Consider the following 22,167-nt stretch of genomic DNA (forward strand, 5'->3'; position numbering starts at 1 on the left):
TGTTCTGCCGCCCCCGCCCGCGGCGATCCTGCCACCCACCGCTCAGGGAGGGGGTTAACCCCCCAGGGGCGAAGCAGGTCCACCGGCCCTCACGGGTGCCGCGGCTGCTCGGCCGCGCTGTCGCCGTACACGACGCCGCGCCCGTTCGTCGCCACGTACACCCGGCCGAAGATCTTCGGGTCACCGGTGATGGCGGCGCCCGTCCAACCCCACTGATGTCGCGCGTCGTTGATCCGCGCCCAGCTCGCGCCCGCGTCCGTGGAGCGGAAGATGCCGCGCACCCCGCCGATCCTCGCGCTGGTGTAGAGCGTCTGGTACGAGGCGCCGGGCGCCGCCTTGCCGAAGCCGATGGTGTCGGCCTCCTGGACGCCGCCGGTTCTCGTGAAGCTCGCACCGCCGTCCGTGGAGTGCCACAGACCGTACGTGCCACCGGCCTTGCCGCCCGCCAGCCAGATGTCGCCCTTCCTGCCGGGCACGGCCTGGAACTTCACGGGCCCCTCGGCCGGCAGGCTGGCCGCCGCCGTCGCGGTGAAGGTCGCGCCGCCGTCCGAACTCACGTAGAAGCGGCCGGAGACGAAGCCGTAGAACCTCTTCGGGTCGACCCGGTCCGCCTCGACCACCGCGCCCCGCGGGATGCCCCTGGCGGCCGTCCACGAAGCGCCCGGCCCGGTCGCGGTGTGCACCCCCGCGCCCTCCGGGCTCCACACGAAGCGGTTCCCGTCGGCCGCGGCGGCCACCGCCCCGCCGCCCGTGACGCCCGAAGGCTCCTGGCCGCCCGACCACGTGGCGCCGTTGTCCGTGGAGAAGGCCACGCGGGGCGCCGCGTCGGCGTTGCCGGACCGGATCACGACGTCCGGTCTGGCCGCCGCGTAGTCGAGGCTCGTCGTCGAGGTGAAGTTCGGCGAGGTGTACATCAGCGGCGGCACTTTGGTGACGTCCGTGTGCCGGAAGCCGCCGATGTCCCCGAGCGCGCTCAGCAGCGGCGCCCCGGACGGGGGAGCCACGAGGTCGTTGACGGCGGTCTCCTCCAGCCCCCGCACCATGGGCGTGACGGTGAACCGGCCGCCCGGGTCGTCCCAGTCGGTGAGGTCCCGTGTGCCGTACACCGTGGCGCCCGTCCCGTACATCATGCGGTCGGAGTCGAACGGATCGATCTCCAGTGACTCCGTCATCCACCCGAGCTTCGGGGACTGCTCGGGCGGCGCGGGCCGCGCGCCCCAGGAGAGCCAGGGGACGGACGAGATGTCCATGGTGTAGCGGTTCTCCCGCGTCGGGTACGGCGCATAACCCCACGCCGCCGTCCAGTTGGCGCCGCTGTCCGTGGTCCGGAAGATCTGCGTGTCGGGCCACCAGGAGCTGTACCCGGTGGCCATGACCGTGCCCGGGTCCTGCCGGTCGACGCTCAGGCCGCTGAAGCCGTAGTGGGTGTCGGCCTCCGCGACGGGGCTGATGTTCTTCCACTCGCCGGTCCGTGTCGCGTACCGCCAGACCTGGCCCTTGCCGCCGTCGTAGGGCCCGGCCCGGTCGCTGTAGGCGAGGTAGAGGTAGCCGTTCTCCGCGTCGAGGACGCCCTTGTGGGCGAGGAGCCCGGTCGGCTGGCCGCCGACCCGCGACCAACTGCTACCGCCGTCCGTGGACCTGTAGACGGAGTTGGCCTTGTCGGCGACGCCCACGTACACCGTCTGCGTCTTCCGGGGATGCCTGCCGCCCGAGCCCGTCGACTCGTCGAACGTGACCCAGACGATGCCCTGGTTGTCGGAGTTGTAGCCGCTCGTGTCGCCCGGGTCCTGCTGGAAGTTGCCGGGGTTCGGGAAGTTCGTCACCTGTTTCCAGGTGGCGCCCGCGTCCGTGGAGCGCCACAGGCCCTTGCCGCTCGGTGCCCCGAGGTAGAGCACGTCGTTGTCGTGCGGGTCGACGGCCAGCCGCTCGCCCATGCCGCGCCCCGGCATGTTGCCGCCCAGCTTGAACGGCAGATCCGCCTTGCGCCAGGTCTCGCCCCGGTCGGCCGAGCGCAGGACGGCGCCGTTGCCGGGGTCCCAGTCGTTGGTGTACGTGCCGACGGCCGCGTACACCCGGTCGGGGTCGACGGAGTCGGACGCCAGGCTCACCACGCCGGTGTGCCCCCAGTCGTCCCAGCCCACCGAGTCGAGCAGCGGCTTCCAGGACGCGGACGACTCCTGCCAGCGGTAGGCGCCGCCGATGTCGGTGCGGGCGTAGGCCAGGTCGCGCTCGGAGCGGTTGAAGACGATGCCGGGGACGAAGCCGCCCCCGTCGACGCGGACGTTCTGCCAGCGGTACGAGGCGGCGGGGGAAACCGTGGCCGCCCCGGCGGCGGGGCCGTGGTCGTCGGCGGTCGCCACCGGGCCGCCGAGGAGCAGCCCGCCGAGCAGGCCGGTCAGAGCGGGGAGGACGCGCGCTCTGTGCGCGCGGGGCGCAGGGGGCATGGGGGGTCCCTTCGCACATCAGGTGGGGAGTGGGCGCTCAGCACTCCAGGAGTTCCGTGTACGCGGCCGGGTTCGCCGCGGTGTGGAAACTGTTCGTCGGCCGGTCCGCGCGCGTGGGGAGCATGAACGGCCGCGACCCGCGCGCGCTCCGATGAGTGTGGGAGCGCTCCCAAAGTCCTTGTGTCACCTGGGGTTGTCAAGGGTGCTCGCGTGCATTGAGTCGTCGAATCCATTCGACCGCCGAACGCGCCGGAATTTCCCGGGAACCCGGCAACCTTCTCTTCCCCCGGCGGTGACTGCACGTCAGAGGTCCGTGTTTACCGACCGACAAGGAGTCGCCCATGCGGCATCCCCAACGGCTGTTGCGCACCCTCGCCGTGCTGGCCGTCCTTCTCGTCGCAGGTGGTCTCACCGCACCCGCGTCCGCGCGCCCCGCCGCGGCCGGACCGCCACCCGTCCTGCACGCCGAGGGCAACCGCCTCGTCGGCGCGGACGGCACCCCCCACCGCCTCCTCGGCGTCAACCGCTCCGGAGGAGAGTTCGCCTGCGTCCAGGGGTGGGGCATCTTCGACGGCCCCGTCGACGACGCCTCCGTCAAGGCCATCGCGGACTGGCACGCCAACACCGTACGCATCCCCCTCAACGAGGAGTGCTGGCTCGGCACCGCCAACATCGACCCCCGCTACCGGGGCGCCGCCTACCGCTCCGCCGTCGACGGCCTGGTCCAGCGCGTCCAGGCGCACGGCATGACCCCGATCCTCGAACTCCACTGGACCCACGGCCGCTACACCGGCAACTCCGCCGGCTGCCACGACGTCCACGCCAGCTGCCAGAAGCCGATGCCGGGCGCCGCGCACACCCCCGCGTTCTGGACCTCGGTGGCGCACACCTACAAGAACGACCCCGAGGTCGTCTTCGACCTCTTCAACGAGCCCTACCCGGACCGCGCGACCTTCACCACCGCCCAGGCCTGGGCCTGCTGGCGCGACGGCGGCACCTGCCCCGGCATCGACTACGAGGTCGCCGGGATGCAGGACCTGCTGGACGCCGTACGGGGCACGGGCGCCCGCAACCTCGTCCTGGCCGCCGGCATCGCCTACGCCAACGACCTGAGCGGCTGGCTCCGGCACGCGCCCCACGACCCGGCGGGCAATCTCGCCGCGGCCTGGCACGTCTACAACTTCAACGCCTGCGCCGACGAGGACTGCTGGAACCGCACCCTCGCCCCCGTCGCCGCCCGCGTCCCGCTCGTCGCGGGCGAGATCGGCGAGAACACCTGCTCCCACGGCTTCATCGACCGCGTCATGACGTGGTTCGACGACCGCGCGCTCTCCTACCTCGGCTGGACCTGGAACGCCTGGGACTGCTCCTCGGGCCCGGCCCTGATCCGCTCCTACGACGGCACACCCACCCCGTTCGGCATCGGGCTGCGCGACCACCTGCGCGCCCTCGACACCTGAGAGGCACCGGAGACGACATGAGCCGCACACGTATACCCACCCACCGCAGAACCCGCACCCTCCTGCTCGCCCTGTCCACCGTGCTCGCGGTCAGCGGCGGCACCGCCGTCGCCCTCGCCGGCCAGCCCGCTGAGCCCGCCGGGGCCACCGCGGCCGCCGCCCGCGTCGACAACCCGTACGCGGGCGCCAAGGTCTACGTGAACCCCGAGTGGTCGAAGAAGGCCGCCGCCGAGCCGGGCGGCACCGCCGTCTCGAACCAGCCCACCGGCGTCTGGCTCGACCGGATCGCCGCGATCGCGGGCGGCAACGGCAAGATGGGCCTGCGCCAGCACCTCGACGCGGCACTCCAACAGCGTGCGAACGTCGTGCAGTTGGTCATCTACAACCTGCCCGGCCGGGACTGCGCGGCCCTCGCCTCCAACGGCGAACTCGGCCCCACCGAGATCGACCGCTACAAGCGGGACTACATCGACCCGATCGCGAAGGTCCTCGGCGAGGCGAAGTACGCGAACCTGCGCATCGTCACGACCGTCGAGATCGACTCGCTGCCCAACCTCGTCACCAACACCGGCGGCCGGCCCACCGCCACCCCCGCCTGCGATGTGATGAAGGCCAACGGCAACTACGTGAAGGGCGTCGGCTACGCCCTCAAGCAGCTGGGCGCCGTGCCCAACGTCTACAACTACGTGGACGCCGGCCACCACGGCTGGATCGGCTGGGACGACAACTTCGCCGCCTCCGCTCAGGTCTTCCACCAGGCCGCCACCGCCGAGGGCAGCACCGTCGACAACGTCCACGGCTTCATCACCAACACCGCCAACTACAGCGCCCTGAAGGAGGAGAACTTCCGCATCGGCGACACGGTCGGCGGCCGCTCGGTCCGCGAGTCGAAGTGGGTCGACTGGAACCGCTACACCGACGAGCTGTCCTTCGCCCAGGCCTTCCGCGACCAGCTGGTGGCCACCGGCTTCCGGCCCGGCATCGGCATGCTCATCGACACCTCCCGCAACGGCTGGGGCGGCACGGCACGGCCCACCCGCCCCGGCCCGACGACGGACGTCGACTCCTACGTCAACGGCGGCCGCTACGACCGCCGCATCCACGTCGGCAACTGGTGCAACCAGTCGGGCGCGGGCCTCGGCGAACGCCCCACGGCCGCACCCGCGGCCGGCATCGACGCCTACGTCTGGATGAAGCCGCCGGGCGAGTCCGACGGCTCCAGCAAGGAGATCCCGAACGACGAGGGCAAGGGCTTCGACCGGATGTGCGACCCCACCTATGAGGGCAACGCGCGCAACAACTACAACCGGTCCGGCGCCCTGCCGGACGCGCCGGTCTCGGGCCACTGGTTCTCCGCCCAGTTCCAGCAGCTCCTGAAGAACGCCCACCCGGCGCTCTGACGGCACCACGGGGCGCCCCGCCCCCTGTGCCCGCCGTGTCGAAGCGCTTCGACACGGCGTATGGACAGGCCAGGGGCGCCCCCTTAGGGTCGATCGCGTCGCCCCGTCGTCCAGTTCAGGAGAGCCGCATGGTCACCCTCGCCGAGGTCGCCAGGCACGCCGGAGTCTCGGCCAGCACGGTGAGCTACGTCCTCAGCGGCAAGCGGTCGATCTCGACCGGCACCCGGGAACGCGTCGAACGCAGCATCCAGCAGCTCGGCTACCACCCCAACGCGGGCGCCCGAGCCCTCGCCAGCAGCAGGTCCAACGTCATCGCTCTGATGATGCCGCTGCGCACCGACATGTACGTACCGGTGATGATGGAGATCGCCCTCGCCGTCACCACCACGGCCCGAGCCCACGGCTACGACGTCCTGCTCCTCACCGGCGACGAGGGCGCCCGGACCGTGCGCCGCGTCACCGGCAGCGGACTCGCCGACGCCATGATCCTCATGGACGTCGAACTGGAGGACGAGCGGCTCCCGCTGCTGCGCGAGAGCCCGCGGCCCGCCGTCCTCATCGGACTGCCCGCCGACACGGCCGGACTCACCTGCGTCGACCTCGACTTCGTGGCGACGGGCGCGCTGTGCGTGGCGCACCTGGCCGGACTCGGCCACCGCGACATCGCGGTCATCGGCGAGGCCCCCGCCGTCTACGAACGCCACACCGGCTTCGCCGAGCGCACCCTCGACGGGCTGCGCGGCAAGGCGCGCGAGCTGGGCGTACGGCTCCTGCACCGGCCCTGCGAGGCGGGGTACGGCCCGACGGCGGCCACCCTCGCCCGGATCTTCGACGAGCGGCCCGGCACCACGGGCTTCGTGGTGCAGAACGAGTCGGCCGTGGAGCCGCTGCTCGGAATTCTGCGCCAGCAGGGCCGCGCGGTGCCCGAGGACGTGTCGGTGATCGCCGTCTGCCCCGACCAGGTCGCCCTCCAGGCCTCGGTACGGCTCACCTCGGTCTCCATCCCCGCCGAGGAGATGGGGCGCAGGGCCGTGGAGCGCGTCGTCGCCAAACTCGCGGGGCACGGCGAGGACGACGTCACCCTCCTCGCCCCGGAACTGACGGTGCGGGCCAGCACGGGGAGCGCACCGGTCTGACATGGGGGGCGCACGTGCGGCGTTCGCCACGGTGAGCGGTCACGTCACTCCTGAGGGTGATATTCCGGTACGGGGCAGGACTGCTTCTCTACAGGGGTCCCTCTGTTCCCGCACAGGGACCTCTGTGGCAGACACTCCCGAACGGAGTACTGAATGAGGCTGTCCGCCCGCTGCGCCTGCGCGGCGCTGCTCCTGCTGCTCCCTCTCACCGCCCTCCCCGCATCGGCCGCCGAGCCGAGCCCGAAGGAGCCCGCGCGCTCCGCCCCCGCACCGCTGCGCACCACGTCGGCGCCCATCCCGGACCAGTACATCGTCACCCTGAAGCCCGACACCCCCTCGACTGCCGCGCAGATCACCCAGCAGGTCGGCGCCACCGCGCTCCACGAATACCAGCGGGTGCTGCACGGCTTCGCGGCCAAGCTCGACGCCGGCCAGCTCGCGGCCGTGCGCAGGCTTCCGGAGGTGGCGGCCGTCGAGCAGGACGCGACGGTCACCGCCACCCCGCTGCGCGCCCCCCGCGTACCGGCCGCCAGCTGGGGGCTGGACCGCATCGACCAGCCCTACCTCCCGCTCAACGGGCAGTTCAACGTCAACAGCACCGGTGCCGGTGCCTCGGCCTACATCTTGGACACCGGCATCGACTACGGCCACGCGGAGTTCGGCGGCCGTGCGGTGCCCGGCTTCGACGCGATGCGCGACGGCAGGAACGGCCAGGACTGCAACGGCCACGGCACGCACGTCGCCGGCACCGTCGGCGGGGCGAACTACGGCGTCGCCCGGCAGGCGAGGCTGGTCAGCGTCCGCGTCCTCGGCTGCGACGGCAGTGGTTCGTACGCCGGCGTCATCGCCGGCTTCGACTGGGTGGCGGGCAACGCCCGGCAGCCCGCGGTGCTCAACGGCTCCCTCGGCGGCCCGCGGAGCGACGCCGTCAACCGGGCCGCGACGGCTCTGTCGGACCGCGGTGTCCTGCCGGTCGTCGCGGCGGGCAACGACGCGACGGACGCGTGCAATGTCTCGCCGGCGAGCGCCCAGCGGGTCCTCACCGTCGGAGCCACCGACCACCAGGACCAGGAGGCGAGCTTCTCCAACCACGGCCCTTGCCTGGACATGTACGCTCCCGGCACCGCCATCGTCTCGGCCAGGCTCGGCGGCGGAAGCGTCGCGCTCAGTGGTACGTCCATGGCCAGCCCCCACGTCGCCGGTGTCGCCACCCTCCTGAAGGGGCGCGCCCCGTCGGCGACCTCCGCCGAGGTGTACAACTGGATCGTCGACAAGTCGGTGAAGGGCATCCTCACGGTGACCAGGTCCTCCCCCAACCGCCTGGTGCAGACCGACGGCCTGTGAAGCAGTGCGCGAACGCCCCCTCCGGCAGGTGAGCCGGTGGGGGCGCCCTCATCAGGGTCGGCCCTTCATGTCGGGGTCAGCCCTTCACGGCGCCGGTGAGCATGCCCTGCTTGAAATGCCGCTGCACGAACGGGGAGAGGACGGCGACCGGCAGCAGCGCCAGGACCATCACGGCCATCTGGATGGCGAGCGGCGACAGATGACCGGTGTTGATCGCCTGGCCGAGGCCGGTGGGCCGCTGCTGTTTGATGACGAGCTGCTGCATGACGTTCTGGAGCGGCATCATGTCCGGGTCGCTGAGGTAGATCGAGGCGTTGAACCACGCGCTCCAGTACCCCACCGCGTAGAAGAGCGTGATCACCGCGAGCACCGCACGGGACAGCGGCATGACGATCCGCCACAGGATGCGCAGGTCCCCGGCGCCGTCGATGCGGGCGCTCTCGATCAGCTCCTGGGCCGTGCCCATGAAGAACGCCCGCAGCACGAGGATGTTGAAGACGTTCAGCGCGCTCGGCAGGATCAGCGACAGATAGGTGTCCGTGAGCCCGAGGCCCTGCACCACCAGATACGTCGGGATCAGCCCGGCCCCGAAGAACATCGTGGCGACGATGACCAGCAGGATCGGGCGGTGCAGCACGGACCCCGGGCGGGAGAGGCCGTACGCGCACAGGACGGACACCACCATGCTGAAGAGCGTGCCGACGACCGTGACGCCCACACTGACCAGCGTGGCCCGCGAGACCTGGCCGCCGCCGAGCAGCTCCTGGTAGTGGATGAAGGTGACGCCGCGGGGGATCACCACCAGGCCGCCCGTCTCGGTGATCGTCTTCACCGAGGAGAGGCTGGTGACGACCACGACCCAGACCGGGAAGAGGACGGCCAGACAGACCAGGGCCAGCGTCACGCCCTTGGTGGCGAGCCCGGCCCTGGTCGGCGGCTCCTCCCACACCGGGCGCAGCCCGGACCTGCTGCCCGGCTCGATGCCGAAGTTCAGCACGTTCACCGCTTGTACACCCCCTGTTCGCCCATGAGGTGGGCGGCCTTGTTGGCGCCGAGCACCATCAGCAGGCCGAAGACGCCCTTGACGATGCCGATCGCGGCGCCGTAGCCGAAGTTGCCGTTGTCGAGGCCGGTGTTCCACACGTACGTGTCCAGGACCTCCGAGGCCGTCGGCCCCACCGCCGTGCGCTGGAGCAGGATCTGTTCGAAGCCGACCGTGAGGGCGTTGCCGACCTGGAGGACGAGCAGCAGGGCCACCACCGGGCGCAGGGCGGGCAGTTGGATGTGCCAGATGCGCCGCCAGCGGCCCGCGCCGTCCATCGCGGCGGCCTCGTACAGATCGGGGTTCACCGCGGCGAGTGCGGCGAGGAAGACGATGACGCCCCAGCCCGCGTCCTTCCAGATCAGCTCGAAGGTGATCAGGAACTTGAACAGGCCGGGGTCGGTCATCAGGTCGAAGCCCTCGTGGTCGTGGTCGCGCAGCACCTGTGCGACGAGGCCGGCCCCGCCGAACATCTGCTGGAAGACCGTGATGACGAGCACCCAGGAGAAGAAGTGCGGGAGGTAGAGGACCGCCTGGGCGACGGCCCGCACCCGGGGGCGCGCGAAGCTGTGGATGAACAGCGCGAGCAGCACCGGTACGGGGAAGAAGAGCGCCAGCTGGATGGCGAAGATGGCGAGGGTGTTGCGGACCGCCTGCCAGAACAGCCGGTCCTCGGCCATGTGCCGGAAGTGTTCGAAGCCGATCCAGGGGCTCCGCGACATCGCCTGGAACGCGTTGTCCGCGATGTAGGGGTCGTAGTCCTGGAAGGCGACGACGTTGCCGATCAGCGGTACGTAGTGGAAGACGAGCAGGAGCAGCAGCGCCGGCAGCACCATCAGGAGCAGGACGCGGTCGCGGCGCAGCCGGTGGCGGAGCGGGACGCGGGACGAGGCCCTGGGCGGGGCCGCGGCTTCGGCGGGCGCCACGTCCCGGCGGGCGGCGGGCGGGCGAACCGTGCTCTGCGCCATGTCAGGACGCCGAGTCGCCGGTCTCGTCCAGCAGCTTCCGGTACCAGTCGCGCAGCTTGTCGCCACCGCCCGACTTCCAGTCCGAGGCGGCCCGCCGCACGTCGGTGACCTTCCTGCGGCCCCGCACGACGTCCTTCTCCAGGTCCTCGAACTCGGCGTTCAGTTCGGTATACCGCGTCGGCTCGACGATCATCATGCCGTGGAAGAGGGGCTTTCGCGTGTGCGCGCCCTGGCGCTGCTGCCAGCCGACCATGCCCCGCGTGACGTCCGGCAGATCGGCGTAGGCGATGAAGGGCGCGGGCGAGGCCAGGTACTCGTACGTCGAGAAGACCTCGTTGTTGCCCTTGCCGTTCTTGGTGAGGACGCCGTCCTCCAGGGTGTGGTGGACGCCCTCGACGCCGTACATCCGCAGCCTCTGCTCCTTCGAACCGTAGGGCGCGGCCGTGAAGTTGGCGAGGGCGAGGATGTCGCGGACGGTCTTCTCATCGGCCTTCTCGCTGATGAACGTCCAGATGTCGGCGGGCGGGCGCGCGTACAGCGTGGGGGCTCCGCCGTCGGGCGCGAAGTAGTCGAAGGCCTCCATGCGGAACGTCTTGTCGTCCACGCGCTGCACGGCGGCCTTGCCGTACCAGTCGGAGAGGTCGTGGCAGTACATCCAGACCTTGCCCGCCGCGCAGAGGTCGCCGATGTTGCCGGTCTCCGCCTTGGCGTCGGGGTGGACGAAGCCGGCCGAGTAGAGCTTGCGCGACCACTCCAGGGCTTCGAGGTACTCGTCGGTCTCGTAGCGGTTGACCAGCTTGTCGTCGACGAGCTTCCAGTAGTAAGGCTTCTCCGGCAGCACCCCGAAGATGTTCCAGGCGGCCCAGGTCATGTCGCCGCACGCCCACAACTTGCTCCTGGGGGCGTTGAGCTGCTTGCACAGGTCGTGGAACTCCCGTGCGCTGGCGGGCGCCTGGAGGCCTTCCTTCTCGAAGAGGTCCGTGCGGTGGAAGGGCGCGATGTTCGGGGTGGTGGCGGAGGGCATCGGCAGGCCGCGCAGCTTGCCGCCGAAGACCGAGCGCTGCCAGGCCCCGGTCGGGATCGCGGCGAGGTTCGGGTACTTCTTGACCTCGTCGCCGCTCAGGTAGGGCCCGAGGTCGGCGAACTTGTGGGCGATGGCGCTCGGGATCTTGCCGGTCAGCTCCCAGCCGGGCACGACCACCGCGTCCGGCACACCGCTGGAGGCGAGGACCGCGCCGAGTTTCTGGCCGTACGTGTCACCCTGCTGGTTCTGCCAGGTGACGCGGACGCCCGCGGCCTCGTCCATCGCGGTCCAGTAGGGGTTGCCCCGCGGGGGCACGTTCCCCCAGATCGGCGACATGACGGTGAACGCGCCGCCCTTGCCGAGCCGTTCGGGCACCGACGTCTTGAGCCGGGCCGTGGGCAGGGCCTTGGTGAAACCCGCGGCCGAGCCGTTCTCGGCCGGGATGTCCGGGGTGACGAGGTCCGGGGCGACGTACGCCGGGAGCAGGTCCCTGAGCTTCTTCCCCGTCGTGGCGCCCTCGTTCTTCGACCCGCCGCCTCCGCAGGCCGTGAGCAGTGGAGCCCCGCCGATCGCGGCGAGCACCGCGAGCCCGGAGGAGGCGAGGAAGGTTCTCCGGTTCGGCTCGGAGCCGTTGGGGCGCGGACCGGAGCCGGTGGAGGGGGAGTTCGGCGTCATTGCGTCAACCCTTCGTGGCGCGTGCCCGGACACACGGCGGTACCGCCGCCGGTCGGCTTTCGAAGCGCTTCAATTCCGGGGAGGAGATTAAGGGAACGCCGGGACCGTCACAAGGGTCGGGACAGAAGTCACGCGCGGCGGGCGCGAGTTGGCGCAGGCCCCAAGAACAGGCAGAACAGGGACTGTTCTGGATCCCGTATCTTGACATGGACATCGGGTAACGCAGAGCATCGAAGCGCTTCGAGAGGAACACCTCCGATCGACCGTCCGCCGAGGGGACCCGCACGTGACCGAGAGCCCGCCGCCGTTCCGTGATCCGGGACGTGAGCCGGACCAGCGCGTGGACGACCTGCTGTCCCGGCTGACCGCCGACGAACGCCTCGCGCTCCTGCACCAGTTCGCGCCCGCCGTCGACCGGCTCGGCATCGGGGCGTTCCGCACCGGCCAGGAAGCCCTGCACGGCGTCGCCTGGATGGGGCCCGCGACGGTCTTCCCGCAGGCCGTCGGGCTCGGCGCGACCTGGAACGACGACCTGCTGCGCAGGATCGGCGAGGCCGTCTCCGTCGAGGCGCGGGCGATGCGCTCCCGCGACGAGCGCGTCGGCCTCAACGTCTGGGCCCCCACCGTGAACCTCCTGCGCCACCCGCTGTGGGGCAGGAACGAGGAGGGCTACGCGGAGGACCCGCACCTGACCTCCGCCCTCGCCGCCGCCTACACCCGGGGCCTGCGCGGGGACCACCCGACGCACTGGCGCACCGCGCCCGTCCTCAAGCACTGGCTGGCCCACAACAACGAGACCGACCGGGACACCTCCAACGCCTCCGTAAGACCCCGCGTCCTGCACGAGTACGACCTGCGCGCCTTCCGCCACGCCGTCGAGGCGGGCGCGGTCGCCGGTGTGATGCCCGCCTACAACCTCGTCAACGGCCGCCCCAATCACGTATCGCCTTATCTGCGCGAGCAGTTGAGGCGCTGGACCGACGACGAGCTGCTCGTCTGCTCCGACGCGGGCGCGCCCAGCAACCTCGTCGACAGCCAGCACTACTTCGCCACCCACGAGGAAGCCGTCGCCGCCGCCCTCGTCGCGGGTGTGGACAGCTTCACCGACCACGGCACCGACCCGACGGTCGTCCTCGGCCGCCTGCGGCGCGCCCTCGCGGCGGGACTGCTGAGCGGCTCCGACGTCGACGCGGCCGTCCGCAGGCACCTCACCGTCCGTCTGCGGCTCGGCGAGTTCGACCCGGACGGCGGCCCGTACGGGTCGGCGGACGCGAGCGACGTCGACACGGCCGCCCACCGGGAGCTGGCCCGCGAGGCCGCCGAACAGGCCGTCGTCCTGCTCAAGAACGACGGCCTGCTGCCCCTCGCGCCCCCGTCCGGCAACGCCCGTGTCGCGGTCGTCGGCCTCCTCGCGGACGAGTGCAAGACCGACTGGTACAGCGGCACCCTGATCCGCCGCAGCACCGTCCTCGACGGGCTGCGCGAGCGCTTCGGCGCCGAGCGGGTGGTCTGCGCCGAGGGCGTGGACCGGGTGCGCCTGAAGTGCGCGGGCGGCTGGCTGAGGGTCCCGGCGTCCGCCGCCGCCGCGCACGCAAGGGTGGCCGCGGGCACGTTCGACCCGGCGCTCCTCGCGGGCCGCACCGACCTGCCGCCGGTCGGCACCTGCGCGGCCGCGGCGGACGCCACCGAGTTCGCCCTCGTCGACTGGGGCGAGGGGGCCTGGACGCTGCGGGCACCCGACGGGCGCCACCTCTCCGTCGCCGCCGACGGCTTCGTGCGGGCGTCGGCCGACCAGCCGGGCGGCTGGGTCGTACAGGAGACGTTCGCACTGGTCAGCGCGGCGAACGGAGACGGGGACGGAGAGGGAGGCCGGGACGGAGATGGGAGCGGGGACGGGCACGCGGGCGGGCACCTCCTCAGGCACACGGGGACGGGCGGGTACGTCTGTGTCGCCGCCGACGGCGTGAAGGTTGCCGCGGACGGCGAGGTTCTTCCGGCCGAGCGCGCCACGCCGTTCACGGTCGAGGTCCTGGAGCGCGGCGAGGACGCCGTTGCCCGCGCCGCCGCGGCCGCGGACACCGTGATCGTCGTCGCCGGGAACGACCCCCACATCAACGGCCGCGAGACCCAGGACCGCACGACCCTCGCCCTGCCGCCCCACCAGGACCGGCTGTGGCGCGCCGCCCGCGCCGCCAACCCCCGCACCGCGCTCGTCCTCGTCAGCGCCTACCCGTACGCGGTCACGGACGCCGACGCCGAGCTGCCCGCCCTGCTGTGGACCGCGCACGGCGGCCAGGCCGCGGGCACCGCGCTCGCCCGCGTCATCGCCGGCGACGTCTCCCCGGCCGGCCGGCTGCCGCAGACCTGGTACGCCGCCGACACCGATCTGCCGGACCTCCTCGACTACGACATCATCGGCTCCCGGCAGACCTACCAGTACTTCGACGGCACGCCCCTCTACCCCTTCGGCCACGGCCTCGGCTACTCCTCCTTCCGGTACGAGGACCTGACCGCCGAGCGCGACGGCGACGCCCTGCGCGTGGCGGTCACCCTCACCAACACCGGGGCCGTCACCGCGGACGAGGTGGTGCAGCTCTACACCCGCGCGCCCCGCGGGCCCGTCGCCCTGCCGCACCGGCGCCTCGCCGCGCACCGCAGGGTCCGTCTCGCCCACGGGGCGTGGCGCCGCCTCGCGTTCCGGCTGCCCCTGACCGACCTGGGGTTCTGGGACGTGCGCCAGGACCGCTGGGCCCTGCCGCCCGGTACGTACGAACTGCTGGCCGGGGCCTCCAGCCGCGACATCCGGCTGATGACACCGGTCGAGCTGACCGGCGAGCCGCTCGCCGCCAGGCCGGTACTGGGGGCCGGCCTGGCGGCGAACGGCTACGACACGCAGCGCGGCACCGAACTCGTCGACCGGACGAAGACCTCGGGCGACGCCGTGCACGCCAGGGACGACGGCACGGGCGAACTCCTTTACCAGGAGTGCGACTTCGGGGACGGCGTCGCCGCCGTGACGGTCGAGGCCGCGGGCGAGGGCGCCGTCGACCTCATCGCGGGGACCACCGCCGCCACCGTCACCGTCACACCGACCGGCGGCCCGTACCACTACGCGTCGCACACCTCGGGCTTCGCCGTCTCGGGCGTGCGCGATCTGCGCGTACGGCTGCGCGGCCCCGTCCGGCTCGCCCGGATCGCCTTCACCGCCACCGGCCCGCGAAAGGACGCCGCATGAAGTTCACCGACGGCTTCTGGCTGATGCGGGACGGGGTGCGCGCCTCGTACGCCACCGAGGTGCGCGACGTGCGCGAGGGCGAGGACGGCGGAAGCTTCACCGCCTACGCCGCCGTGCGGCGGGTGCGCGAGCGCGGTGACACCCTCAACTCGCCCCTCCTCACCGTCACCTGCTTCTCGCCCGCCGAGGGGGTGATCGGCGTACGGGCCACCCACCACGCGGGAAAGGTCGCGCGCGGACCGGAGTTCACGGTGCACACCACCGGGAACGCGGGACACGTCGTACGCGAAGGCGCCGTCACCGAACTCGTCAGCGGGCCCCTCACCCTGCGCCTGGACGCCGCCAGGCCCTGGGGTCCCGAGTTCCTCGACGAGGAGGGCCGTCGGCTGACCGCCGTGGAGCGCAGGGGCACCGCCTTCGCGACGACACCCGAGGGCACCCACCACATGGTGGCTCAACTGGCGCTCGGGGTAGGCGAGTTAATCTACGGCCTCGGCGAGCGCTTCACCCCGTACGTCAAGAACGGGCAGAGCGTCGACATCTGGCAGGCCGACGGCGGCACCAGCAGCGAGCAGGCCTACAAGAACATCCCCTTCCACCTCTCCTCGCGCGGCTACGGCGTCTTCGTCAACCACCCCGGCAAGGTGTCCTACGAGATCGGCTCCGAGGCCGTCGGCCAGGTCCAGTTCAGCGTCGAGGACCAGAGCCTGGAGTACTACGTCATCGCGGGGCCCACACCCAAGGACGTCCTGCGCCGCTACACCGCGCTCACCGGACGGCCCGCGCTGCCGCCCGCCTGGTCGTTCGGCCTGTGGCTCACCACCTCGTTCTGCACGCCCTACGACGAGGAGACCGTCACCTCGTTCGTGGACGGCATGGTCGAGCGCGACATCCCGCTGTCCGTCTTCCACTTCGACTGCTTCTGGATGCGCGAGCACCAGTGGACGGATTTCCGGTGGGACCCCGACGTCTTCCCCGACCCGGACGGCATGCTGCGCCGCCTGCGCGAGCGCGGGCTCAGGGTCAGCGTGTGGATCAACCCGTACATCGCGCAGAAGTCCGCGCTCTTCGAGGAGGCCCGCGCGGCCGGGTACCTGGTCCGGCGGCCGGGCGGCGACATCTGGCAGTGGGACCTGTGGCAGCCCGGCATGGCCCTCGTGGACTTCACGGACCCGGCCGCCCGCGAGTGGTACGCCGATAAGCTGCGCCCCCTCCTCGACCAGGGCGTCGACTGCTTCAAGACCGACTTCGGCGAACGTGTCCCCACCGACGTCGTCTGGCACGACGGCGCCGACCCCGAGCGCATGCACAACTACTACACGCAGCTCTACAACCGCACCGTCTTCGAGGTTCTGGAGAAGGAGCGCGGAGCGGGCGAGGCCGTGCTGTTCGCGCGCTCCGCCACGGCCGGCGGCCAGCGGTTCCCCGTGCACTGGGGCGGCGACTGCTTCGCCTCGCTCGGTGCCATGGCCGAGTCCCTGCGCGGGGGACTCTCGCTCTCCCTGAGCGGCTTCGGCTTCTGGAGCCACGACATCGGCGGCTTCGAGGGCACCCCCGACCCGGCGGTCTTCAAGCGCTGGCTCGCCTTCGGACTGCTGTCCTCCCACAGCCGCCTGCACGGCAACGTCTCCTACCGCGTGCCGTGGGCGTTCGGCGACGAAGCCGTGGCCGTGGCCCGGAAGTTCACCAAGCTCAAGCACCGCCTCATGCCCTACCTGTACGGCGCGGCCTGCGAGGCCCACCGCACCGGCGTGCCCGTGATGCGGCCGATGATCCTGGAGTTCCCCGAGGACCCGGCCTGCCGCACCCTGGACCGGCAGTACATGCTCGGCCCCGACCTGCTCGTCGCCCCCGTCTTCACCGCGGAGGGCGAGGTGGAGTTCTACCTCCCCGAGGGCACCTGGACGCACCTCCTCACCGGGGAGAGCGCGCGGGGCCCCGGCTGGCGCCGCGAGATCCACGGCTTCGACAGCCTCCCTCTCTACGTCCGGCCCGGCGCGCTGCTGCCCCTCGGCGCCGACGAACGACGCCCGGACGGCGACTGGCTCGACGGCCTGACCCTCCTGGCCGCCCCCGACACCGCATCCGACACGGCGTACGAGACCGCGCACGACACGGCGTACGACACCGAAGTGACCGTCCCCGACCTCGAAGGGCGCCCCGCGGCGGTCTTCCGCGCGATACGGGACGGCGACGGCCTCACGGTCCTCGCCCTCGGCTCCCGCAGGCCCTTCCACGTGCGCACGGTGGACGGGCGCGCGGCCGCCCACGGCGTGAGGGAGGTGACCCTGCCCGATGTCTTCGCGCACCGAACGACCGGCTAGGGTGCCCGCTTCCGGAAAGGAGGCGCCCGTGCCCGTGGCCGCCGACGACGCGGCCGCCGAGTTCCACGCCTTCTTCGAACGGCACTACGCCGAACTCGCCCGCCTGGCCCACCTGTTGACCGGTGAGAGCGATGGCGCGGACGACCTGGCGGCCGACGCGCTGCTCGCGCTCTGGCACCGCTGGGACCGGGTGCGCGCCGCCGACCACCCGGCCGCGTACGCCCGCGGGGTCGTCGCGAACATGGCGCGCAGCCGCATCCGCAGCGCCGTGCGCGAACGCCGCCGCGTCACCCTCTTCTGGTCGGGCCGCGGCGAGGACGTGTCGGACCCCGACGTACCGGCCGTGGTCGACGTGCGCGACGCCTTGCGCGCGCTGCCCTTCCGCAAGCGGGCCTGCGTGGTCCTGCGGCACGCCTTCGACCTGTCGGAGAAGGACACCGCGCAGGCCCTCGGCGTCTCGGTGGGTACGGTGAAGAGCCAGACGTCGAAGGGAATGGCCGAGCTGCAACGACGCCTCGGTCCGCACACCACCTGGGAACGGGTGCGCGCGGTCACGGCGGACACGGGGGGAAGCACATGAGGGACGACGACGAGGAAGTGCGCGGCAGGCTGCGCGGCGCCGCCCGGGCCCACCGCCCGGACCGGGAGCGGATGCTCGCCCGCGTCGAACAGGGCATGGCCCGCCGCGAGCGCCCGCGCGAACACCGCCCGAAGCCGCCCCCGCGGGCGGCCGCGTCCTGGCTGCGCGTGGTGACCGCGACCGCCGCCGTCGCCGGTGTCTGCGCGGTGGCCGGGTACGGCGTGGCCGCCGCGCTGCGCGGTGAGGACCCCGCCCCGCAGTCCGTCGCCACCAGCTCCACCCCGACGCCGGACCCGCCGCCCGCCGCCACGGCACCCGGCCGCACCGCCGCGCCACCACCGCCGAGGCGCCCGAGCGGCACCCCGGCCAAACCCCCCGCCTCCCGGGGGCCGGAGTCCGGCAGGCCGCCGAAGTCCGCCGGGCCGCCGCGCGGCCCGAGGTCCGTGCCCGCGGCCGACCTGCTGTGGGCGGACGGCTCGATCGACCCCGGCTCCAGCACGTACTGGTCCCAGAGCGACATCACCCTCAAGGCGCGCAAGCCGCTGACCTCCCTCACCGTCGAACTGCGCGTGGCTCTCGGCGGCAAGGTCGCCGACACCGGCAACTGGCGCTCGCTGCCCGTGGAGGACTTCGACGTGTCGGTGGGGGAGCGCGACGGGTTCCTCGTCTACCGGTGGACGCTCAAGGCGGGGCGGACCGTGCCGGCCGGCGAGCACGTCTTCGCCGGGCAGTACGACCACGGCGAGGGGAAGCGGGACGCGGGCGGCGACCGGTATGCCATCCGGGCGGCCACCTCGGAGGAACGCACCGCGTGGCGGGGTGATTTCTTCTGAGGAACGGTTGATTCCGAGGGGCAACCTTTCGCCGGGCGGTGGCGACCAGAAGACGCACACTTCTGTCCACCGAAGGAAACCGGACATGACTTCAACCGCTGACGGGCGCGTACGCCACCGTCGCAACCGCACCCGCCGCCGCGCCGTCATCGGCGGCGCCGCCGCGCTCGGCCTGACCGGCGCCGCCCTCGTCACCACCTCCCTCATGTCGTCCGCGGGGGCGGCCACCGCCTGGCCCGAGGCCAAGGGACAGCAGGCGGTGCCCAAGACCATCGAGGTCTCCGGCACCCGTGACGGCGGCCTCAAGCGCTACTACGGCAGCGGCGAACTCGGCGGCGACGGCCAGGACGAGGGCCAGGACCCGATCTTCAAGCTGAAGGACGGGGCCACCCTGAAGAACGTCATCATCGGCTCGCCCGCCGCCGACGGCATCCACTGCATGGGCAGCTGCACGCTGCAGAACGTGTGGTGGGAGGATGTCGGCGAGGACGCGGCCACCTTCAAGGGGACCTCGGCCGGTGCGACGTACGCCGTCCAGGGCGGCGGCGCGCGCAAGGCCGACGACAAGGTCTTCCAGTTCAACGGCGCCGGCAAGTTGGTCGTGAACAAGTTCCAGGTCTCCGACTTCGGCAAGCTGGTGCGCACCTGCGGCAACTGCTCCAAGCAGTACCAGCGCCACGTCACCATCAACGACACCGACATCACCGCCCCCGGCAAGTCGATCGTCGGCATCAACACCAACTACGGCGACACCGCCGCGCTGCGGAACATCCGCATCCATGGTGACGGCAACAAGAAGATCAAGACGTGCGCGCGCTTCACCGGCAACAACACCGGTGCCGAGCCCGTCGAGACCGGCAGCGGCCCCGACGGCACGTACTGCAAGTTCACGGCGTCGGACGTCACCTACCGGTAGGTCCGGCGCGCATGAGGGAGGAGGCCCCCGCCGGCTGGACCGGCGGGGGCGCCCTGCGCGGGAGCCCCGCCATCAGGCACCCCGCCATCAGCTGCGCCCACGGGAGCGTACGAAATAACGGATGCTGCTCGCCACTTCGAACGGACCGTAGAGCCGAACTCCTCGCGCGTCAACGCTTTGCGCAGGGTTGGTCCCAGGCGTTGACGCGAGATCCCTCCGCTTCCTAAGTTTCCGTTCGGAGTGCTGACCAACGTCCGACATTTCGAACACTTGGGGATGACATGGCACGCAGACGAGGGAGCCTCGCGCTCACCGTCACCGCCCTGCTGGCCGGCACGCTCGCCGTCGGCCCGAGCGCCGCGGCCGAGCCAACCGACTACACGATCGACGTCGACACCGCCGCGACCGGCGCGAAGATCGACGACACGATGTACGGCGTCTTCTACGAGGACATCAACCGCGCCGCGGACGGCGGGCTCTACGCCGAGCTGGTCCAGAACAGGTCCTTCGAGTACGAGCCCGCGGACAACCGGAACTACACGCCGCTGACCTCGTGGGACACCAAGGGCACCGCGAAGGTCGTCAACGACGGCGGCCGCCTCGACGAACGCAACCGCAACTACCTCTCCGTCACGGCCGGTTCGTCCGTCACGAACTCCGGTTACAACACGGGCATCGCGGTCGAGAAGGGCAAGCGCTATGACTTCTCCGTCTGGGCCCGCACCGACCACGCCGGCGGAGCACCGCTGACGGCCACCCTGCACGACGCCTCGGGCGAACTGGCCGCCGCCCGCCGCGTCACCGCCCGCGGCGGCTGGGCCCAGTACAAGGCGGCCTTCACCGCCACGCGGACCTCCGCCGCCGGGCGGCTGACGGTCACCTCCGGGGCGGACGCCGCGCTCGACATGATCTCCCTCTTCCCCCGCGACACCTACAAGGGGCGCGCGAACGGCCTGCGCAAGGACCTCGCCGAGAAGATCGCCGCCCTGAAACCCGGCTTCCTGCGCTTCCCCGGCGGCTGCCTGGTCAACACAGGGAGCCACGAGGCGTACGACGAGAAATCCGGCTGGCAGCGCACGCGCTCCTACCAGTGGAAGGACACCATAGGCCCGATCGAGAAGCGCGCCACCAACGCCAACTTCTGGGGCTACAACCAGAGTTACGGTCTCGGCTACTACGAGTACTTCCAGTTCGCCGAGGACACCGGCGCCATGCCGCTGCCCGTCGTCCCCGCCCTGGTGACCGGCTGCGGCCAGAACAAGGCCACCGACGACCCGGCCCTTCTCAAGCGCCACATCCAGGACACCCTCGACCTCATCGAGTTCGCCAACGGCCCGGTGAGCAGCGAATGGGGCAAGAAGCGCGCCCGCATGGGCCACCCCAAGCCCTTCGGCCTCACCCACCTGGAGGTCGGCAACGAGGAGAACCTCCCCGAGGAGTTCTTCGCCCGCTTCAAGGAGTTCCGGGTCGCCATCGAGGCCGAGCACCCGGAGATCACCGTCATCTCCAACTCCGGCCCCGACGACAGCGGTCCGGTCTTCGACAAGGCCTGGCAGCTCAACCGCGACGCACGCGTGGCGATGGTCGACGAGCACTACTACAACAGCCCGCAGTGGTTCCTGGAGAACAACGACCGCTACGACGCCTACGACCGGAGCGGCCCCGAGGTCTTCCTCGGTGAGTACGCCTCGCAGGGCAACACCTTCGGCAACGCCCTCTCCGAAGCCGCGTTCATGACCGGCCTGGAGCGCAACGCGGACGTCGTGAAGCTCGCCTCGTACGCGCCGCTGCTCGCCAACGAGGACTACGTCCAGTGGCAGCCGAACATGATCTGGTACGACAACGACCAGTCGTGGGGCTCGGCCAACTACGAGACGCAGAAGCTCTTCATGCGCAACGTCGGCGACGAGGTCGTGCCGTCGAAGGCCACCGGTACGCCCGCCACGTCGGGCCCGATCACCGGCGCCGTCGGCCTCTCCACCTGGGCCACCAGCGCCGCCTACGACGACGTCTCGGTGACCGGCGCCGACGGCAGGCCCCTGTTCTCCGACGACTTCTCGGCCGGCGACGGCAAGTGGACCAGGGCGGCCGGCAAGGGCGCGTGGGCCGTCAAGGACGGAGCGTACGTCCAGTCCGACGAGAGCGCCGAGAACACGCTGGTCACCGCCGGTGACCCGGGCTGGCAGAACTACGACCTGAAGGTGAGGGCCACCAAGAAGTCCGGCAAGGAGGGCTTCATGGTCGCCTTCGGCGTCAAGGACAGCGGCAACCACTACTGGTGGAACCTCGGCGGCTGGAACAACACCCGGTCCGCCGTCGAGAAGACCGTCGGCGGCGCCAAGCAGACGATGGTCGAGGACGGCACGAAGATCGAGCCGGGCCGCGGCTATGACCTGCGTGTCGAGGTCCGCGGCCGCCAGGTGACGCTCTACCTCGACGGCGAGAAGTGGGGCTCCTTCACCGACGACAAGCCCGCCGAGCCGTTCCGCCAGGTCGTCACGCGCGACAAGGCGACCGGTGACCTCATCGTGAAGGTCGTCAACGCCCAAGCGGTGCCGGCCCGGACGAAGGTCGACCTCGACGGGGGCGCGAAGGTCGCGCCGAAGGCGCGGGTGACCACGCTGGCCGCGGGCCCGGCCGCCGCGAACACGAAGGACAAGACGCCGGTCAAGCCCGTCGACTCGGTCTTCACCGGGGTCGACGACTCCTTCTCGTACACCTTCCCCGCCCACTCCGTGACGTTCATGCGGATCAAGACGGCCTGACGCACTCCGAACCGTCAATCC

At 71.5% G+C, this 22,167-nt stretch carries 14 protein-coding genes; 10 read left to right on the forward strand and 4 right to left on the reverse strand.

Annotation, left to right across the window (positions count from 1 at the left end; all coding sequences use genetic code 11):
- Nucleotides 1-89 precede the first annotated feature (89 nt).
- Nucleotides 90-2,444, reverse strand: a complete 2,355-nt coding sequence (locus tag J2N69_RS31430; RefSeq protein WP_272595856.1) for a beta propeller repeat protein — start codon at nucleotides 2,442-2,444, stop codon at nucleotides 90-92.
- Between the two features lie 341 nt (nucleotides 2,445-2,785).
- Here J2N69_RS31430 and J2N69_RS31435 point away from each other — a divergent pair, with 341 nt between their 5' ends.
- The 4 genes from J2N69_RS31435 to J2N69_RS31450 all read left to right on the forward strand — a co-directional run bounded on the left by J2N69_RS31435 (nucleotide 2,786) and on the right by J2N69_RS31450 (nucleotide 7,784).
- Nucleotides 2,786-3,904, forward strand: coding sequence for a glycoside hydrolase family 5 protein (locus tag J2N69_RS31435; protein ID WP_230903728.1), 1,119 nt, complete (start codon nucleotides 2,786-2,788; stop codon nucleotides 3,902-3,904).
- A 17-nt stretch (nucleotides 3,905-3,921) separates the two neighbouring features.
- On the forward strand, nucleotides 3,922-5,304 hold the full coding sequence (locus J2N69_RS31440) for a glycoside hydrolase family 6 protein (protein ID WP_230903729.1): 1,383 nt from the start codon (nucleotides 3,922-3,924) through the stop codon (nucleotides 5,302-5,304).
- Nucleotides 5,305-5,432: 128 nt separating this feature from the next.
- Nucleotides 5,433-6,440, forward strand: a complete 1,008-nt coding sequence (locus J2N69_RS31445; protein ID WP_230903730.1) for a LacI family DNA-binding transcriptional regulator — start codon at nucleotides 5,433-5,435, stop codon at nucleotides 6,438-6,440.
- Nucleotides 6,441-6,593: 153 nt separating this feature from the next.
- Nucleotides 6,594-7,784 carry a S8 family peptidase gene (locus tag J2N69_RS31450; protein WP_230903731.1) on the forward strand — a complete coding sequence of 397 codons (1,191 nt, stop codon included), beginning with the start codon at nucleotides 6,594-6,596 and terminating at the stop codon, nucleotides 7,782-7,784.
- Between the two features lie 76 nt (nucleotides 7,785-7,860).
- Here the strand turns inward: J2N69_RS31450 and J2N69_RS31455 are convergent, their stop codons facing one another.
- From J2N69_RS31455 to J2N69_RS31465, 3 genes are read right to left on the reverse strand one after another with little or no spacing between them, the layout of a single operon-like run.
- Entirely contained in the window at nucleotides 7,861-8,787 is a 927-nt protein-coding gene (locus J2N69_RS31455; protein WP_230903732.1) for a carbohydrate ABC transporter permease, read from the reverse strand.
- On the reverse strand, nucleotides 8,784-9,794 hold the full coding sequence (locus tag J2N69_RS31460; protein ID WP_230903733.1) for an ABC transporter permease: 1,011 nt from the start codon (nucleotides 9,792-9,794) through the stop codon (nucleotides 8,784-8,786). Before J2N69_RS31460 ends, J2N69_RS31455 begins: the two co-directional genes overlap by 4 nt.
- Before the next feature lies 1 nt (nucleotide 9,795).
- Nucleotides 9,796-11,493: an extracellular solute-binding protein gene (locus tag J2N69_RS31465; protein ID WP_230903734.1), complete on the reverse strand. Its 1,698-nt coding sequence runs from the start codon at nucleotides 11,491-11,493 to the stop codon at nucleotides 9,796-9,798.
- Nucleotides 11,494-11,779: 286 nt separating this feature from the next.
- On the opposite strand from J2N69_RS31465, the gene J2N69_RS31470 reads away from it, so the two are divergent.
- From J2N69_RS31470 to J2N69_RS31495, 6 genes are all read left to right on the forward strand, one after another.
- Complete coding sequence (locus J2N69_RS31470; protein ID WP_230903735.1) at nucleotides 11,780-14,728, forward strand: glycoside hydrolase family 3 C-terminal domain-containing protein; 2,949 nt, start codon at nucleotides 11,780-11,782, stop codon at nucleotides 14,726-14,728.
- Nucleotides 14,725-17,052, forward strand: a complete 2,328-nt coding sequence (gene yicI / locus J2N69_RS31475) for an alpha-xylosidase (RefSeq protein WP_230903736.1) — start codon at nucleotides 14,725-14,727, stop codon at nucleotides 17,050-17,052. Before J2N69_RS31470 ends, yicI begins: the two co-directional genes overlap by 4 nt.
- A 28-nt stretch (nucleotides 17,053-17,080) precedes the next feature.
- The gene (locus J2N69_RS31480; protein ID WP_230903737.1) at nucleotides 17,081-17,632 is read left to right on the forward strand and encodes a SigE family RNA polymerase sigma factor; all 552 of its coding nucleotides are present in this window, start codon (nucleotides 17,081-17,083) and stop codon (nucleotides 17,630-17,632) included.
- The gene (locus tag J2N69_RS31485; RefSeq protein WP_230903738.1) at nucleotides 17,629-18,465 is read left to right on the forward strand and encodes a hypothetical protein; all 837 of its coding nucleotides are present in this window, start codon (nucleotides 17,629-17,631) and stop codon (nucleotides 18,463-18,465) included. The genes J2N69_RS31480 and J2N69_RS31485 overlap by 4 nt, the downstream gene beginning before the upstream one ends.
- Before the next feature lie 85 nt (nucleotides 18,466-18,550).
- Nucleotides 18,551-19,381: a pectate lyase gene (locus J2N69_RS31490; RefSeq protein WP_230903739.1), complete on the forward strand. Its 831-nt coding sequence runs from the start codon at nucleotides 18,551-18,553 to the stop codon at nucleotides 19,379-19,381.
- 281 nt (nucleotides 19,382-19,662) lie between these two features.
- A complete protein-coding gene (locus J2N69_RS31495; RefSeq protein WP_230903740.1) occupies nucleotides 19,663-22,146 on the forward strand; it encodes an alpha-L-arabinofuranosidase C-terminal domain-containing protein in 2,484 nt (827 codons plus the stop codon).
- Nucleotides 22,147-22,167: the final 21 nt, after the last annotated feature.

Source organism: Streptomyces huasconensis (genome assembly GCF_021028635.1).
GTDB classification, from domain to species: domain Bacteria; phylum Actinomycetota; class Actinomycetes; order Streptomycetales; family Streptomycetaceae; genus Streptomyces; species Streptomyces huasconensis.